The sequence below is a fragment of the Paraburkholderia sp. HD33-4 genome (assembly GCF_021390635.1).
GTDB lineage: Bacteria > Pseudomonadota > Gammaproteobacteria > Burkholderiales > Burkholderiaceae > Paraburkholderia.
On the sequence record NZ_JAJEJS010000002.1, the window covers coordinates 213,388 to 230,653 of the forward strand.

General features: G+C 64.7%; 10 protein-coding genes. 9 read left to right on the forward strand and 1 reads right to left on the reverse strand.

Going from position 1 to position 17,266, the window contains the following annotated elements:
* Positions 1 to 187: 187 nt before the first annotated feature.
* From L0U84_RS20895 to L0U84_RS20905, 3 genes are all read left to right on the forward strand, one after another.
* Positions 188 to 2,539: an alkaline phosphatase family protein gene (locus L0U84_RS20895; RefSeq protein WP_233852352.1), complete on the forward strand. Its 2,352-nt coding sequence runs from the start codon at positions 188 to 190 to the stop codon at positions 2,537 to 2,539.
* Between the two features lie 220 nt (positions 2,540 to 2,759).
* Positions 2,760 to 4,244, forward strand: a complete 1,485-nt coding sequence (locus L0U84_RS20900) for a cytochrome-c peroxidase (protein WP_233852353.1) — start codon at positions 2,760 to 2,762, stop codon at positions 4,242 to 4,244.
* Between the two features lie 39 nt (positions 4,245 to 4,283).
* Positions 4,284 to 4,955, forward strand: coding sequence for a hypothetical protein (locus L0U84_RS20905; RefSeq protein ID WP_233852354.1), 672 nt, complete (start codon positions 4,284 to 4,286; stop codon positions 4,953 to 4,955).
* A 339-nt stretch (positions 4,956 to 5,294) separates the two neighbouring features.
* On the opposite strand, the gene L0U84_RS20910 is transcribed toward L0U84_RS20905, so the two are convergent.
* Positions 5,295 to 6,185: a 2OG-Fe(II) oxygenase gene (locus tag L0U84_RS20910; protein WP_233856657.1), complete on the reverse strand. Its 891-nt coding sequence runs from the start codon at positions 6,183 to 6,185 to the stop codon at positions 5,295 to 5,297.
* Between the two features lie 454 nt (positions 6,186 to 6,639).
* On the opposite strand from L0U84_RS20910, the gene L0U84_RS20915 reads away from it, so the two are divergent.
* From L0U84_RS20915 to L0U84_RS20940, 6 genes are read left to right on the forward strand one after another with little or no spacing between them, the layout of a single operon-like run.
* The gene (locus L0U84_RS20915; protein ID WP_233852355.1) at positions 6,640 to 7,875 is read left to right on the forward strand and encodes an efflux RND transporter periplasmic adaptor subunit; all 1,236 of its coding nucleotides are present in this window, start codon (positions 6,640 to 6,642) and stop codon (positions 7,873 to 7,875) included.
* 15 nt (positions 7,876 to 7,890) lie between these two features.
* The gene (locus L0U84_RS20920; protein ID WP_233852356.1) at positions 7,891 to 11,046 is read left to right on the forward strand and encodes an efflux RND transporter permease subunit; all 3,156 of its coding nucleotides are present in this window, start codon (positions 7,891 to 7,893) and stop codon (positions 11,044 to 11,046) included.
* On the forward strand, positions 11,043 to 14,357 hold the full coding sequence (locus L0U84_RS20925) for an efflux RND transporter permease subunit (protein ID WP_233852357.1): 3,315 nt from the start codon (positions 11,043 to 11,045) through the stop codon (positions 14,355 to 14,357). Before L0U84_RS20920 ends, L0U84_RS20925 begins: the two co-directional genes overlap by 4 nt.
* Positions 14,354 to 16,033, forward strand: a complete 1,680-nt coding sequence (locus L0U84_RS20930) for an efflux transporter outer membrane subunit (RefSeq protein ID WP_442794042.1) — start codon at positions 14,354 to 14,356, stop codon at positions 16,031 to 16,033. The genes L0U84_RS20925 and L0U84_RS20930 overlap by 4 nt, the downstream gene beginning before the upstream one ends.
* Positions 16,034 to 16,042: 9 nt before the next feature.
* Positions 16,043 to 16,669 (forward strand): chromate transporter, encoded by a 627-nt coding sequence (locus tag L0U84_RS20935; RefSeq protein ID WP_233852359.1) that lies wholly within the window; start codon positions 16,043 to 16,045, stop codon positions 16,667 to 16,669.
* A 44-nt stretch (positions 16,670 to 16,713) separates the two neighbouring features.
* Positions 16,714 to 17,250, forward strand: coding sequence for a chromate transporter (locus tag L0U84_RS20940; protein ID WP_233852360.1), 537 nt, complete (start codon positions 16,714 to 16,716; stop codon positions 17,248 to 17,250).
* The last annotated feature ends 16 nt before the right edge of the window (positions 17,251 to 17,266 follow it).

Consider the following 17,266-nt stretch of genomic DNA (forward strand, 5'->3'; position numbering starts at 1 on the left):
CCGACATTTCCGTACGATGAAAGATGTGGTTTCCCATTCAGGCGGAATGATGACGAACTATTTCATTAAAAGTTCCATGTCATAAAAGGGGAACATTGCCGCTCAATAATCCCGCTGCAGAAAAAAATACGGATTAGTTCCATTCGGGCGGAAATAGTAGTAATCCAATTCAGCGAGGAATCCCACAATGTCGGTCAGTCCAACATCACGCACAAATCTGCTGCTCACTTCAATCGCGGCTGCCTGCGTTCTCGCAGCCTGCGGCGGCGGCTCCAATAGCAACGACACGGCGAGCACCGGCAACAACACCGGTACGACGCAACCGACGACTTTTTCGGGTGTCGTGACCGCTGCCAACTTCGTGCCGGGCAACACGTCCGGCAATCCGACTATCAATGCGGGCTATTACGCTGGCGCGACCGTCTGCCTCGATGCGAACGGCAACGGCAAGTGCGATTCGGGTGAAGCCAGCACGACGACCGACAGCAAAGGCCACTTCTCGCTGCAATCGAGCGCGAATGGTCAGCTGATTGCCGACGTCAGCACGAAGGCAACCAACACTGCGAGCGGCGCGGCGGTCGCGAGCCACGTGATCCTGCGCGCCTCGGCTGCGCAGATCGCCGACCAGGGCGCGGCGAACGTCGTGATCAGCCCGATGTCGACGGAAGTGCAGCGTCTGGTCGAAGCGAACGGCACCAGCTACGCGACCGAGAAGGCCAACCTCGCGGCGCGTCTGACGGGTCCGGCACTCGGCGCATCGTCGGTGACGGTGAGCGCGGCCGACGCGCTCGGCGACGTGAACAAGCTGTCGGGCGCCGAGCAGCAGGCCGTGCTGTTCGAAGCCAACCAGCTCGCGAACCGCTATACGTATGCGACGACCAAGCTCGATCGCGGCGACATGTACCCGGATAACCTCGCAGTGGCGGGCGGTGATCCGTCGATCGTCGGCGTCTCGGGCGTGACCGCGCTGACGGCCGTGAAGTCGACGCAGACGCAAGCGCCGATCACGTACGCGCAGTCGCAACAGGCCGCGTTCAACGTCGAAGGCATTCCGCGTTACGACAACGTGTTCGTGATCATGCTCGAGAACCACAGCGTGGGTCCGGTCACGGGCACGCCGGGTATTCTCGGCTCGACGAACGCGCCGTACATCAACACGTTCCTCAGCAGCAACGCACAGTTCACGACCTACTACTCGACCGGCAACCCGAGCGAGCCGAACTACACGGCACTCGGCGGCGCGGATGACTGGGGCATCGTCGACGACAACTGGTGGGGCTGCGGCGCGGGCACGACCGGCGCAAACGCACCGACCGATGCAGCATTCGCAGGCGGTACCGCTTCGGATGGCGCACCGCTCGTCGCGACCGGCGCGCTGCCGCCGCTCGACACGTCGCACCTGACGGGCTACACGACGACCGGCGCCTGCTCGACGACCTCGGTCGCGAACCACAACGTTCAGGCGCCGAACCTGTTCACGCTGCTGTCGCAAGCGGGCATGACGTGGCGTACCTATAGCGAGTCGATGAACCCGGGTCAGGATCCGCGTGCGGACAGCGTTGCCGAGCCGACGATTTCGGCCGCCTACACGGGTCCGGGCAGCACTGGTACCGCGTTCCCGATGCCGGGCGCGCTGTACAAGACCAAGCACCACCCGGGCATGGCGTATCAGCCGACGCGTAACCTGCCGGAGTTCCACGCCGACAACCGTACGATCTTCGGTACGCAGTACTCGGCCGCCGACCTGGCGGGTTCGAAGGCTTATGCAATCCCGGCGAACTACAACTACGACCAGTTCAGCACCGACCTCGCGACCGGCGACGTGGGTAACGTGAACTTCATCATGCCTGACCAGTGCGACGACATGCACGGCACCGGCTCCGATCCGTCGTGCCTGAGCGGCAGCACCGCGATCGTGCAGCGCGGTGACGATTACGTGCGCCAGGTGGTCGCCAAGATCCAGGCTTCGCCGCTGTGGACCAACCCGAACCGCAAGGTCGCGATCGTCGTGATGTTCGACGAAGGTGAAGGCAGCTCGACCGCATGCTGCGGCTGGAACCCGGTCACGTCGAACGTGAACCAGCAACCGCTGACGTTCGCGAACGGCAAGTACACGCCGACGACGACGGTGCTGTACAACCAGGGCAACCATGGTCACGGCAACTCGGTGTTCGGTGTCGCAACGAACCAGGCGAACCCGAACATCGTGGATAGCGACGAGTACAGCCACTTCTCGTTCGTTCGCACGCTGCAGGACATGTTCCAGATCGGCGACCCGCAGCAGCCGAACACGTACCTCGCTCGTGCGAAGTACACGGAGTCGTTCATCGCTGCGAACATCGCGAACCTGCCGGAACTCGCGGGCAGCTCCGATACGCACTTCGACTCGGTCCGCCCGATGAACCACGCGTACATCACGCCGGCAACCTACACGCAGAAGCTGAACATGGTCGACGTGACGAGCACGTCGCTGGCATCGCGCGCCGCTGGTCCTGACGCGTCCCAGACGAACATCTGGTCGCTGAAGTCGGCGAAGTAAGGAGCCGTTCCGTATGCGATACGAGCCGGTTCGCCGCCTCGTATCGCAGCCAGATGCGAGAACCGCCTGCTGCCGGGCCACGTATCGAGTGGTCCGGCAGTTTTCCATTTTCGTTTGTCCCATTGCCGCGCGGCCTTAGCGGTACGCGCAGTTAGCCAGGCCCTGCACGGGGCCCAGCCAGGACTGCCCGGCAATCGGACTCAGGTATCAACAAATCGTCATGCGAACACTTACATTGAGCGTGCTGTGCGCGCTCTCCCTGATATTGACCGCGTGCGGCGGCGGCAGTGGCAGCGATGGTGGCGGCTCGAGCCAGACGTCGTCGACGTCGGGCAGCAGCGGCACGTCGAGTGTGGCGCCGCCCGCGACGGTCACGCTGAGCGCCGCGGCGCAGGTCGGCAAACAGCTGTTCTTCGATCAGAATCTGTCGGGCAACAAGAACATGGCCTGCGCGACCTGTCACAACCCGCAATACGCGTATGGGCCGCCCAACAGCCTCGCCGTGCAGCTCGGCTCCGATCCGTCGCTGGCGGGTCAGCGCGCGGTGCCTTCGCTGCGCTACAAGTCGATGACGCCGCCGTATAACGACATCGCAGACAACCCCGACGGCATCACCCAGAATGCGCCCGGCGGCGGCTTCATGTGGGACGGGCGCGCGACGACGCTCGCCACCCAGGCATCGTTGCCGCTGCTCAATCCGCTCGAAATGAACAACGCGTCGGCGGCCGACGTCGTGAAGGTCGTGCAGGGCGCGTCGTACGCGTCGCTGTTCCAGCAGGCGTTCGGCTCGGGCATATTCGCCAATACCGACACCGCGTTCACCGACATCGGCCTCGCGCTGCAGGCGTATGAGACGGAAGACCCGAGCTTCGCGCCGTATTCGAGCAAGTTCGACCTGTTCGAATCCAACAAGGTGGGCGGCACGTTGACGGCGGCCGAACTGCGCGGCCTCGAACTGTTCAACGATACCGACAAGGGTGCCGGTTGCGTGGCCTGCCACTACGCAGGCGCGAACTTCAACGGCTCGGTGGGTCTGATGACCGACTTCACCTATCAGGCGATCGGTGTGCCGCGCAACGACACGTCGATTCCGGATAATCCCGACCCGATCCCGAGCAACACCAACGCCGCGTACTACGACCTGGGTCTGTGCGGTCCGCTGAACACGATCCACACGCCGGGTACCGCGACGAGTGGCGCGGGTCCGGATTCGCTCACTGGCGTCAACGTGCCCGATCCGTATTGCGGCCGCTTCAAGGTACCGACGTTGCGCAACGTCGCGACGCGCACCGCGTTATTCCACAACGGCGTGTTCCATTCGCTCGTGCAGGTGCTCAACTTCTACAACACGCGCGATACGAACCCCGAGTACTGGTATCCGAGTACTGGCGGCGATAGCAGCAACATCGTGCAGAACCCGTCGTTTGCGCTGTTTCCGAGCGCCGCGTCCGGGGCGACGGCCACGCCGTTCAACGATCTGCCGGCCGCCTACCAGGGCAACATCGATGAAGAACTGCCGATGGGCCAGGGCCAGACCGACGCGGGCGGCACGACCGCGGCCGACGGCGCAAAGGCGCGGCCGGTTCACTCGACGCCGCAGTTGACGCAGCAGAACATCGCGGATCTGGTCTGCTTCCTGAACACGCTGACGGACGGCTATCAACCGCCCGCCACGGCGCCGACCAGCGGCGCCTGCGTGAACTGACGACATTCAACAAAGCAACTCAACCTGAGCAACACCGACATGATGCGACGCTCCACCGCCGCCCGCCTCGCAGGCGGCGCGCTTTCCCTGCTGGCCCTGACGCTGTTCGCCGGCTGTCACGACAAGAGCCAGGACGCGAATCAGGCGAACTTCACGGCCACCATCAACGACTACCTGGCCAAGCGCGGTCATCTGTGCCTCGCCAAATACGACTGGCCGATCTACACGACGACCGAAGACCGCGCCAACGGCACGCGCGACGCGGTTCAGATGCCGGTGCTCGAAAAGCTCGGTCTGGTGGTGGGCAAGGACATGCTGGTCGAACGCGTCGATGCGGATGGCAAGAAGATCACCGCTTCAGCGCGGCAGTATCAGCTGACGCCGGAAGGTCAGAAGTACTATCTGCATATTCCGGAGGTGGTTGCGACTGCGACGTCGCGGGTCACGCATCAGGCTGATTTTTGTGCGGCTTCGTTGTCGCTGGATAAGGTCGTCGGGTGGGAGCAGCCGATGCCGATGGACGGGAAGACGGTGACGTCCGTGATCTATACGTACAAGATCGATCCGGCGCCGTGGGCGAAGGATGCCGATGCGCAGCGTGTTTTTCCGATGGTTAAGCGTGTGATCGAAGGGGCGGGGACGATGCAGTTGCGGGAAGGGGTTCATCTCACCGATGAGGGGTGGGTTGCTGATGAGGTTTTTCAGCGGTGAAATAGGGATGAGCTCCTTGGGCAGGGGTAGGCCTTTTTTTCGTTGTTCTGATTTTCTTGGCCTTTCCTTGCTTTGTTATCGGTATATTTGCGTTGCCCCTGTGCGGGGCGGCACCTACTTTCTTTGCTGCTGCAAAGAAAGTAGGCAAAGAAGACAGCTTTACACCGCCAGCTCTTAAGCGGGTCCCTCGGTCCGCGTGAGGTAGTGGTGCATCTGGAATCCGTGTTCCCGTACATTCGGCGGTAGTGACAACGCAGTCATTCTTCCGGCGGCGCTGCGCGCGCCGATGCCTTGTTCAAGACCAGCGGGTTTCTTTGGGGGCATCGCCCCCGGTGTTTCTCACCCCCCATTTCGCGGCACAAACCGCCGCGTTCGAATCCATTTAGTCGCCACCCACTTATCCCCCGCCCGCAGCGGCGTGCTCGCATGCAGCGAACTCGGATCGCACAGTCCGAACCGGTTTCCATATTCAAAATAAAGCGCATGCCCGCGCTGCGGCGCGACCGACCAGCCAATCTGCGGAAACACCGTCTCTCCACCGCCTTCCACATCTTTCAGATACATCAGCAGCGTGCCCATGCGCTGCCCACTGCGCGCGATCGACTCGCGATTCGCCTCGTTGCCCGTGATCAGATAATCGACGTGCGGCGTCGACTCCGCGCCTTCTTCGTAGTGCAGCATTTGCAGCCCCTCGCCATTCTCGACGGGGGTGCCGGTCAGCAAAGCAATGCGCGCTTCGATGCGCGCGATCAGCGGCGTCTCGCCCAACCGGAAAAACATCCCGTGACTGCTGCGATGACCCGCAACCACATTGCGCCCTGTCACCGGATCGACCACGGTCGAGCGGTCGAGCCGCGGTTGCGCGAGCGCGATCAGTTGCTCGCATTCGTCGCCGCTCAGGAAGTTGGCCAGATGCACGGCGGCCGGCCGTTGTAGCCGCGACAGCACGCGCACCTTGCGCTCGCCGAGCTGGATCAGCGGTCCGTCGGGCACGCGCAGCGGCTCGGGCTCATAGCTGAGCGGCGCGCCACCGACTTCAAGCTTGTCGCCGGGCAGCGGCGCGCCATACAGAAACGCCGCCGACACCGCATCGACCATCGCCGACGCCAGCTCGGCCGCGTTGTTGCGGGCAACCATCTCGTTGACGATCGCTTGCGGCGCGACGCCTCGCGTGAGGTTGGCGGCGATCCAGTCGCGGACTTCGGCGGGGAAATTGACGGTAATGGCCATCGGGCTGACGTTCAAGGATGTTCGTGACGGTCGGTCGGTCGGTCGCGGCGCGCGCGACGCTGGCTTGGGATGTTAGCGGTCGATTGTGACGATTCTGGACGCACGCGCCACTTTTCATTTGGCTGTCGTCTGTTACCGCATATTGCGATGCCCCGCCGCGCCCAACACTCGACCCATACGGGTGTCCGCTCCCCTTGTGCCGCCAGGTCGATGCCCCCGACCCTTCCACCGGTCAACATGTTGCGCCCCTGTAACTCAAGCCCGGCGCAAGCCGGTTACATTCACGCATGCCCGTATTCAAGCCATCGCCCGCTTCCTTACGGCTTCATAACAACGCGTTCAGAGGGCTTCGACTGATGACAACGCGCGTGAACCATGGCACTTTTGCGCAGTCCCGTCAGAGGACGAGCTTCCATCCGAATATCAACACTAATATCCGCCCCCGGAGATCAACATGAGCGAAACCGTGTCCCCGCCGCCAAAGCGCTCCCGACGCGGGCTCATCATCTTCGCGGTTATCGTGCTCGTGCTGATCGCGCTCGTCGTGGTTCACCTGCTGACACGCAAGAAGCCTGTGCGCGAGAACGCGGCGATCGTCGTCACCGTCGCGCAGGCGACGCTCGGCTCGATGCCGGTCACGCTGAGCGAGCTCGGCACCGTCACCCCGATCGCAACCGTGACCGTGCTGCCGCAGCTGAGCGGCTATCTGACCGAAGTCGGCTATCACGAAGGCGAGGAGGTGCAAAAAGGCCAGTTCCTCGCGCAGATCGATCCGCGCCAGTATCAGATCAGCAAGCAGCAGGCGGAGGCGACACTCGCGAAAGACCGCGCGTCGCTCGCGCAGGCGCGCGCGGATCTAGAACGCTACACGCAGTTGAACGAGCGCAAGTCGATCGCGCAGCAAACCTACGCGGATCAGCAGTTCCTCGTGCAACAGGACGAAGCGGCCGTGAAGGTCGACCTCGCCAACATCGCGCAATTCGATCTCGACCTCGCCTATTGCCGCATCACCGCGCCGATCGCGGGCAAGGTGGGCTTGCGGCTCGTCGATCCGGGCAACTACGTGACCGCGTCGTCGTCGACGGGCATCGTCGTCATCACGACCGTGAAGCCGACCACGGTGCAGTTCACGGTGCCGCAGGATTCGCTCGCCTCGATCGTGCAGCGCCTGTCCACCGGCGCGAAGCTGCCGGTCACCGCGTATTCGAGCGACAACTCGCGCGAGATCGCGACCGGCACGCTGTACGCGCTCAGCAACCAGATGGCGACCGCGACCGGCACCGTCACGTTGCGCGCGACCTTCGCGAACGATGACGAAGCGCTGTTCCCAAGCGAGTTCGTCAACGTGAAGCTGCTCGTCGACACGATGCAGAACGCGGTACTCGTGCCGACCGCCGCGGTGCAATCCGGCGCGCCGGGCGACTTCGTCTATCTGGTTAATCCGGACAGCACGGTGTCCGTGCACAAGGTCAAGCTCGGGCCGAGCGACGGCAGGAACACGGTGATCGTGTCGGGTCTCGCGGCCGGCAACCAGGTCGTGACGGACGGCACGGATCGTCTGAACGACGGCGCGAAGATCCAGCCAGCGCATCCGAAGTCCGCCACCGCGGCGAGCGACGCGGCCGCCAGCGGCACCTCCGCTACCGGCACGAAGGCGCCCGCCGCTGCGTCCGAAGCCGCTTCATCGTAACGGACCGCCGCGCCGATGAATATTTCTCGCCTGTTCATTCTTCGCCCGGTCGCGACGCTGCTGTTGATGATCGCGCTCGTGCTCGTCGGTTTGATCGCGATGCGGGTGCTGCCGGTGTCGTCGCTGCCGAACGTCGACTATCCGACGATTCAGGTGCAGACCTTCTATCCGGGCGCGAGCCCGACCGTGATGGCGACCACCGTGACCGCGCCGCTCGAGGTGCAGCTCGGCGAGATTCCGGGCCTGCAGCAGATGACCTCGTACAGCTCGGACGGCGCGTCGGTGATCACGCTGCAGTTCGATCTGTCGCTGAACCTCGATATCGCCGAGCAGAACGTGCAGCAGGCGATCAACGCGGCGAACAGCTACCTGCCGTCGGGCCTGCCAGCGCCGCCGACCTACGCGAAGGTCAATCCCGCCGACCAGCCGATCCTGACGCTCGCGGTCACGTCGAAGTCGATGTCGCTGACGCAGCTCGAAGACGTCGCGAACAACCGCCTCGGCACGAAGATCTCGGAGGTGTCGGGCGTCGGCGTCGTGACGACGAGCGGCGGCAACGTGCCCGCGATCCGCGTCGAAGCCGACCCGCACAAGCTCGCCGCCTACGGTCTGAACATCGACGATCTGCGCACGCTGCTCAGCTACGTGAACGTGAGCCAGCCGAAGGGCAATTTCGACGGGCCCGACCTGGACTACACGATCAACGGCAACGATCAGATCACCGATCCGAAAGACTATCTCGACACGGTGATCGCCTATCAGAACGGCTCACCGGTCTTCATGCGCGACGTCGCGCGCGTGAGCCAGGCGGCGCAGGACGTCGAGCGCGGCGCCTGGTACAACGGCTCGCCCGCGATCGTGCTGAACGTGCAGCGCCAGCCGGGCGCGAACGTGATCCAGACGGTCAACCAGATCATGAAGGAGCTGCCGCAGCTCGAATCGACGCTGCCGGCCGGCATGAAAGTGACCGTCGTGTCGGACAGCACCGGCGTGATCCGCGCGTCGGTCGCGGACGCCGCGTTCGAGCTGATTCTCGCGATCGTGCTGGTGGTCGCGGTGATCTTCGTGTTCCTGCGCAACGTGCCCGCCACGCTGATTCCGAGCATCTCGGTGCCGGTCTCGCTGATCGGCACGCTCGCGGTGATGTACCAGCTCAACTACTCGATCGACAACCTGTCGCTGATGGCGTTGATCATCGCGACCGGCTTCGTGGTCGACGACTCGATCGTGATGATCGAGAACATCGTGCGCTATCTGGAAGAGGGCATGTCGCCGCTCGAAGCCGCGCTCGAAGGCGCGGGGCAGATCGGCTTCACGATCCTGTCGCTGACCATCTCGCTGATCGCGGTGCTGATTCCGCTGCTGTTCATGGGCGGCGTGATCGGGCGCCTGTTCAGCGAGTTCGCGGTGACGCTCGCGGTCACGATCGTGATTTCGGCGGTCGTGTCGCTGACGGTGGTGCCGATGCTGTGCGCGCGAATGCTGCGCGCACAGGCCGAGCGCCATCCGAGCCGCTTCGAGCGCATCAGCGAGAGCCTGTTCGACAAGACGCTCGCCGCCTACGAGCGCGGCCTGCGCTGGGTGCTCGATCATCAGACGCTGACGCTGATGGTCGCGGTCGCGACCGTCGTGCTGACCGGCCTCCTGTATGTGGTGATTCCCAAAGGCCTGTTTCCGGTGCAGGACGTCGGCGTGATCCAGGGCATCAGTGTTGCCGACAACTCGGTATCGTACGCGGCGATGGTGCAGCGTCAGAGCGCGCTCGCCGATGCGATCCTGAAGGACCCCGACGTGGTGTCGCTGACGTCGTACGTCGGGATCGACGGCACCAATGCGACGCTCAACAACGGCCGCTTCCTGATCAATCTGCGCGATCGCGACAAGCGCTCGGACACCGCCCAGGAAATCGCGCGACGGCTTGCGCAGGAAGTCGCGCACGTGCCAGGCGTGAAGCTCTTCATGCAGCCCGAGCAGGACCTGACGCTCGACACGACCGTATCGCCGAACCAGTACAGCTTCGTGTTGCGCGGACCGAGTCAGCAGGCGTTCCAGAAGTACGTGCCGGAACTCGTCGCGCGTCTGAAGCAGATTCCGTCGCTGTCGGACGTGCAGAGCGACCTCAATACCGACGGCCTCAGCCTCAACGTCGAAGTGAACCGGCAACTGGCCGCGCGCTTCGGCATCACGCCCGCGACGATCGACAACGCGCTGTACGACGCGCTCGGCCAGCGCATCGTGTCGACGATCTTCGAGCAGTCGAACCAGTACCGCGTGATTCTGGTCGCGAAGCCGGAAACGATGCCGACCGTGCAGTCGATCGGCAATCTCTATCTGCCGAGCCAGACCAGCAGCACGGGTCAGGTGCCGCTGTCCGGCATCGCGAAGATCGAGATCAGGAAGGCGCCGCTCGTCATTAGCCATCTGGCGCAGTTTCCGGCGGTGACGGTGTCGTTCAATCTCGCGAAGGGCGCGTCGCTGAGCACCGCGGTCGCCGACATTCACCAGGCCGAGCAGGCGATCGACCTGCCGCCGTCGATCACATCGTCGCTGCAAGGCGCGACCGCGGCGTTCGAGGACTCGCTGTCGAGCGAAGTCTATCTGCTGATCGCGGCGCTCGTGGCCGTCTACATCGTGCTCGGCGTGCTGTATGAGAGTTTCATTCATCCGGTCACGATCCTGTCGACGCTGCCGTCGGCTGGCATCGGCGCGTTGCTGTCGCTGATGCTCGCGGGTATGGATCTCGACGTGATCGGCATCATCGGCATCGTGCTGCTGATCGGTATCGTCAAGAAGAACGCGATCATGATGGTCGACTTCGCGCTCGACGCCGAACGCAATCACGGCAAGGCGCCGCGCGATGCGATCTTCGAGGCGTCGCTGCTGCGCTTCCGGCCGATCCTGATGACGACGCTCGCCGCGATGCTCGGCGCACTGCCGATGCTGCTCGGCACCGGCACCGGTTCCGAACTGCGCCGGCCGCTGGGTCTTGCGATCATCGGCGGTCTGACGCTGAGCCAGGTGCTGACGCTGTTCACGACGCCGGTGATCTATCTGTTCTTCGACCGCATGGCCACGCGCGTGAACAACTGGCGCGCCGAGCGCGCTAAGCGCACCGATGGCGGCGAGCCGGGCGGAGGTCCGCCGGAAGGCGGCGCGGAGGGCACGCGGTGAACATCCCGGCGCTCTTCATCCGGCGACCGGTCGCGACGACCCTGCTCGCGATCGCGATCCTGATCTCCGGCACACTCGCGTATTTCCGCATGCCGGTCGCGCCGCTGCCGAACATCGCGTTTCCGGTGATCGTCGTGCAGGCCAACATGGCCGGCGCGAGCCCGAGCATCATGGCGTCGACGGTGGCCGAGCCGCTCGAGCGGCGGCTCGCGACGATCGCCGACGTCGAGGAGCTGACCTCGATCAGCTACGTCGGCTCGTCGATGATCATCGTCGAGTTCGGTCTGAAGCGCGACATCAACGGCGCCGCGCGCGACGTCGAGGCGGCGATCCAGGCCGCGCGCGCCGACCTGCCCACCACGCTGCGCAGCAACCCGAGCTACCGCCAGTACAACCCGGCCGACGCGCCGATCATGGTGCTGTCGCTGACGTCGGACACGTTGACCAAGGCGCAGCTCTACGACTCCGCCGATTCGGTGATCCAGCAGCAACTGTCGCAAGTGCAGGGCGTCGGCCAGATCACGCTCGGCGGCGGCGCGTTGCCGAGCGTGCGCGTCGAGTTGCAGCCGGGCAAGCTGAACAGCTACGGCATCGGCATGGAAGACGTGCGCGCGGCGATCAGCGCGGCCAATGCCGACAGCGCGAAGGGACATCTCGAGGTCGGCGATCAGCGTTACGTGGTCACGTCGAACGATCAGATCACGCACGCGGCGCCGTACCGCGATCTGGTGGTCGCGTATCGCAATGGTGCACCGGTGCAGTTGCGCGACGTCGCCCAGGTGCGCGACTCGAACGAAAACATCCGCAATGCGGGGCTCTTCAACGGCAAGTCGGCGATTCTCGTGATCGTCTATCCGATGCCGGGCAGCAACGTGGTCAGCACCGTGCAGCAGATACGCAACGTGCTGCCGGCGATCGAAGCGACGTTGCCGAGCAGCGTGCACGTGGACGTCGCGATCGATCGCTCGCAGTCGGTCACGTCATCGGTCAGCGATACCGAGCGCACGCTGTTCATCGCGGTGCTGCTGGTGGTCGGCGTCGTGTTCATCTTCCTGCAGTCGCCGCGCGCGACGCTCGTGCCGGCGGTCGCGTTGCCGCTGTCGATCGTCGGTACCTTCGGACCGATGTATCTGCTCGGCTATAGCATCGACAATCTGTCGCTGATGGCGCTGACCATCGGCACCGGTTTCGTCGTCGACGACGCGGTCGTCGTGCTCGAAAACGTCGTGCGACACATGGAGCTGGGCTTGAGTCCGAAAGAGGCCGCGGTAAAGGGCGCGGGCGAAGTCGGCTTCACGGTGATTTCGATGAGCCTGTCGCTGATCGCGGTGTTCCTGCCGATCATCCTGTTCCCCGGCATCGTCGGACTGATGTTTCATGAGTTCGCGATCACGCTGTCGATCGCGATCCTGATTTCGCTGGTGATCTCGCTGACGGTCACGCCCGCGATGTGCGCGTACGTGCTGAGCCGCCACGACGCCGGTCAATCGAAAGCACGCTGGGCGCAATGGATCGAGCGGCAGTTCGATCGCTTCAAGGATGTCTACGCGCGCTCGCTGACTGCCGTGCTCGATCATTCGCTGCTGGTGATTCTGCTGCTGTTCGCGCTGCTGGTCGGCAACGTGTTCCTGCTGAAGCTGGTGCCGGCCACCTTCTTCCCCGAGCAGGACACCGGCATCCTGATCGGGCAGATCATCGCCGATCAGAGCATTTCGTTCACGGCGATGCAGAAGAAGCTCGCGCAGTTGCAGTCGATCGTACAGCGAGACCCGGCGGTGCAGTCGGTCGCGGGCTTCACCGGCGGGCGCGCGCTCAATACCGCGAACGTGTTCATCGAACTGAAGCCGCTGTCGCAGCGGCACGCGACAGCCACCCAGGTCGTGAACCGGCTGCGGCCGAAGCTCGACGAAGTGTCGGGCGCGCGGCTCTTTCTGCAGGCGCAGCAGGATTTGCGCATCGGCGGGCGGCAGTCGGCGGCCGAGTATCAGTACACGCTGACGAGCGACGATTCGGCCGCGCTGTTCACCTGGACGCCGAAGTTGGTCGCCGCGTTGTCGAAGGAGCACGGACGGATGCTCGACGTGAACTCCGACTTGCAGCAGAACGGCCTGCAGACCTATCTGTCGATCAATCGCGCGACCGCCGCGCGCTACGGCTTCGCGCCGAACCAGATCGACAACGTGCTGTACGACGCGTTCGGCCAGCGCACCGTGTCGACGATCTACAACCCGCTGAACCAGTACTTCGTCGTGATGGAGGTCGCGCCCGAGTACTGGCAGTATCCGCAGACGCTGGACCAGATCTATCTGAGCGCGTCCGCGGGCAATCCGACCGGCACGGCCGCGACGCAGATGCCGCACGGCACGGTATCGGGGACGACGACGGCGAGCACGACCAGCACGGCGTCGAACACGAACTCGCGCAACTCGGACGCGCAGTCGAACGCGACGAACAACAGCATCGCGAACAGCAAGGGCGGCAGCTCGACCGGCAGCGCGGACAGCACGGCCGCCGAAACGATGGTGCCGCTTTCGGTGCTGACGTCGTACAGGAACAGCCATACGTCGACGCAGGTGAACCACCAGAGCGGGCTCGTCGCCGCGACGATCTCGTTCAACCTGCCGGCCGGCGGGTCGCTGAGCCAGGCCGGCGCGGCGATCAATGAGACGATCCGCGAGATCGGCATGCCCGCGAGCATCCACGGTTCGTTCGCGGGCGCGGCGGCGGCCTATTCACAGTCGATGGGCGTGGTACCGCTGCTGATCCTCGCCGCGCTCGGCGTCGTCTACATCGTGCTCGGCGTGCTGTACGAAAGCTCGATCCATCCGCTGACGATCCTGTCGACGCTGCCGTCCGCTGGCATCGGCGCGACACTCGCGCTGCTGATTTTCGGCACGCCGTTCTCGGTGATCGCGATGATCGGCATCATCCTGCTGATCGGTATCGTCAAGAAGAACGGCATCATGATGGTCGACGTCGCGATCCAGTTGCAGCGCCAGGAACAGATGCCGGCGCGCGACGCGATCCACGCGGCCGCGCTGATCCGTCTGCGGCCGATCATGATGACGACGTTCGCGGCCGTGCTCGGCGCGGTGCCGCTCGCGATCGGCATCGGCCAGGGCGGCTCGCTGCGTCAGCCGCTCGGTATCACGGTGATGGGCGGGCTGATCCTGAGTCAGATGTTTACGCTCTATACGACGCCGGTGATTTATCTGTATCTCGACCGTCTGCGTGCACGACTGGTCAGATGGTCCGCGGGGCTGCGCTGGAACCGCGACGCGACGCCGGGACAACCGGATACGAAGGCATGACGATGAAGATTTCTTCTGAACGAATGAGAGCGGCGCGCTTTGGGGCGACCCGCATTGGGGCGACCCGCTTGGGCAGGCCGCGCGCCGGGTTGCCGAGTGTCGCGACGCTCGGCGTCGCGCTGCTGGCGCTGTTCAACGCCGGCTGCATGGTCGGCCCGGATTATCACCGGCCGCAGGTCAGCGTGCCCGCCACTTACTCTGAACTGCCGGGCTGGACCCAGGCCGAGCCGAATGCGACGGGCCCGAAGGGCACGTGGTGGACCGGGTTCAACGATCCGCTGATCGACGAACTCGAACCGCTCGTGGCGGTGTCGAACCAGACCGTGCGCGCGGACTACGCGAACTACCAGCAAGCGCTGGCCGAAGTGCGCGCCGCGCACGCGGCGCTGTTCCCGACGATCGGCGCGACCGGCTCGGCGACGCGCGAGCGCGCGAGCAGCGGTACGGTCAGTTCATCGGGAAGCTTCATCAATGGCACGACGGCGCGCATCGTCAATGCGGGCTCGCTGGAAGGCAACGTGAGCTGGGCGCCGGACCTGTGGGGCCAGGTGCGCCGCACCGTCGAGGAAAACGCGGCGAGCGCGCAGTCGAGCGAAGCGACGCTCGCGAATGCGACGCTCTCCGAGCAGGTCGCGCTCGCGACCGCGATCATCGAGCTGCGCACCAGCGACGCGAACATCGACCTGCTGCAGCAAACGGTCGTCGCGTATCAGCACTATCTCGACGTCGTCAGCGAGCAGGATCGCGCGGGCACGATTCCGCCGAGCGACGTGATCACCGCGCGCAGCCAGTTGAATACCGCGAAGTCCGATCTGATCGCGCTCGGCGTCGCGCGCGCGCAGAACGCGCATGCGATCGCGGTGCTGGTCGGCAAGAACCCGGAAGAGCTGTCGATCACGCATAGCACCGCGATGCCGGCGCTGCCCTCGGTACCGGTCGGCGTGCCGTCGACGCTGCTCGAACGGCGCCCCGACATTGCCGCCGCCGAGCGCAAGATGGCCGCGCAGAATGCGGCGATCGGTGTCCAGGTGGCCGCCTATTACCCGGACATCTCGCTGTCGGCGGCGGCCGGATTCACGCAGTCGCCGCTGAACGGACTGCTAAAGGCCGCGAACTACGTGTGGTCGCTCGGCGGCAGCGCGACCGAGACGCTGTTCGACGGCGGTCTGCGCAGCGCCGACGTCGACGCGGCGAAAGCGGCCTACGACTCGGCCGTCGCCAACTATCGCGGCACGGTGCTGGGCGCGTTCCAGAACGTCGAGGACGATCTGTCCGGCTTGCGCATTCTCGCCGACCAGGCGGTCGTGCTCGAAGCGGCGGTGGTCGACGCGAACCGTGGCGCGGAGATCGCATTCAACGAATACCAGGCGGGCACCGTCGATTACACGACGGTCGCGACCGCGCAAGCGACGCAACTGACCACGCGGCAGACCGCGCTGAACGTGCAGGAGTCGCGCTTGCTGCACGCGGCGTCGCTGTTCGGCGACCTGGGAGGCGGGTGGTCGACCGATGAGCTGCATGATCCTCGGCATCCGGCGGCGGCGTCCCCGGCTGCCGCTTCGGCTGCTTCGGCTTCCTCGCCTTCGGCTGCGTCTGCATCATCGGCGACGTCATCGGCGGCGTCTGCGGCTATCATGCCGGGCGCGCGGCAAGCGCGGCACGATCAAAACGACTAAGGACGAGCATTGGCCAAAGCCACCCACGGGCAAGACGTCAGCGACCCGGTATCGGCACCCGAAGACGCCACGGTGCACCACGCACCGCCGCCGCGCGAAGTGACCTCGCTCGGTCTCTTTCTGATTTTCGCGCGCATCGGCCTGACGAGTTTCGGCGGCGGGCTGAGCGGCTGGTTCATGCGCGAGTTCGTGTACGTCCGGCACTGGATGAGCGAAGACGAATTTCTCAACGGCCTCGCGTTGTCGCAGGCGCTGCCCGGCGTCAACATCAAGAATCTGGCGATCTGGATCGGCTTCCGGCTGCTCGGCTGGCGCGGCGCCGTTGCGGGATTCTGCGGCATCATTTTTCCGCCGGCCGTCGTGATCATTCTGCTCGGCGTGTTCTTCTCGGCGATCGCATCGTTTCCGCTGACGCATATTGCGCTCGCCGGCGCCGCGGCCGGCGCAATCGGGCTGTCGCTGTCGATGGCGATCACCGCGGCGCGCCGGCTGCCGCGTCGCGTGTTTCCGTATCTGGTGCTGCTCGCGACGTTCGCGGCGGCCGCGGTGTTTCGCGTGTCGCTGGTGTGGACCGTGCTGATCGCGGGCGCGTTGAGCGTCGGCTATGAATACGTGCGCGATGCGCGTCAGCCCTGATCGCCTTGGATCGCCGTTAGTCAAACTCCAGAAAAGCTTCCGCCGTGTACCGAACCCTCATCGCCCTGTTTTCGGTTTTTGCGCCGCTGTCGATCGTCACCGTCGGCGGCGGTCAGGGGATCATCCCCGAAGTGCAGCGCCAGGTCGTCGACGTGCACCACTGGATGACCCATGCGCAATTCCTCAGCGACTTCGCGATTGCGCGGCTTGCGCCCGGTCCCGGCTCGCTGCTCGCGACGCTGATCGGCTACCAGGTCGGCGGCCTCGGCGGCGCGCTCGTCGCGACTCTTGCGCTGTTCGGGCCGACGGCGTTCCTGATGTACGGCGTCGTGCACGTGTGGAACAGGCACGAAGGCGCGCGCTGGCTGAACGCGTTGCAGGCCGGCTTGCGCCCGGTCGCTGCCGGGCTGATTCTCGCGGCCGTGTACGTGCTGATCAAGCAACTCGAGGGCGGCTGGATCGCGTGGCTTACCGCGGTCTTTGCGACCGTGCTCGTGATGTGGACGCGTATCAATGCGCTGGTGCTGATCGCGGGTGGCGCGGTCGTGTTCTTGCTGGCGCATTTTGCGGGATTGCTCTAGCGCGGCTCGGGATGCT

Excerpts from the sequence above, each read along its gene's own strand:
- L0U84_RS20930 (WP_442794042.1), top strand. The coding sequence starts at position 14,354 with ATGACGATGAAGATTTCTTCTGAACGAATGAGAGCGGCGCGCTTTGGG.
- L0U84_RS20920 (WP_233852356.1), top strand. The coding sequence starts at position 7,891 with ATGAATATTTCTCGCCTGTTCATTCTTCGCCCGGTCGCGACGCTGCTG.
- L0U84_RS20895 (WP_233852352.1), top strand. The coding sequence starts at position 188 with ATGTCGGTCAGTCCAACATCACGCACAAATCTGCTGCTCACTTCAATC.
- L0U84_RS20910 (WP_233856657.1), bottom strand. The coding sequence starts at position 6,185 with ATGGCCATTACCGTCAATTTCCCCGCCGAAGTCCGCGACTGGATCGCC.
- L0U84_RS20900 (WP_233852353.1), top strand. The coding sequence starts at position 2,760 with ATGCGAACACTTACATTGAGCGTGCTGTGCGCGCTCTCCCTGATATTG.
- L0U84_RS20905 (WP_233852354.1), top strand. The coding sequence starts at position 4,284 with ATGATGCGACGCTCCACCGCCGCCCGCCTCGCAGGCGGCGCGCTTTCC.
- L0U84_RS20915 (WP_233852355.1), top strand. The coding sequence starts at position 6,640 with ATGAGCGAAACCGTGTCCCCGCCGCCAAAGCGCTCCCGACGCGGGCTC.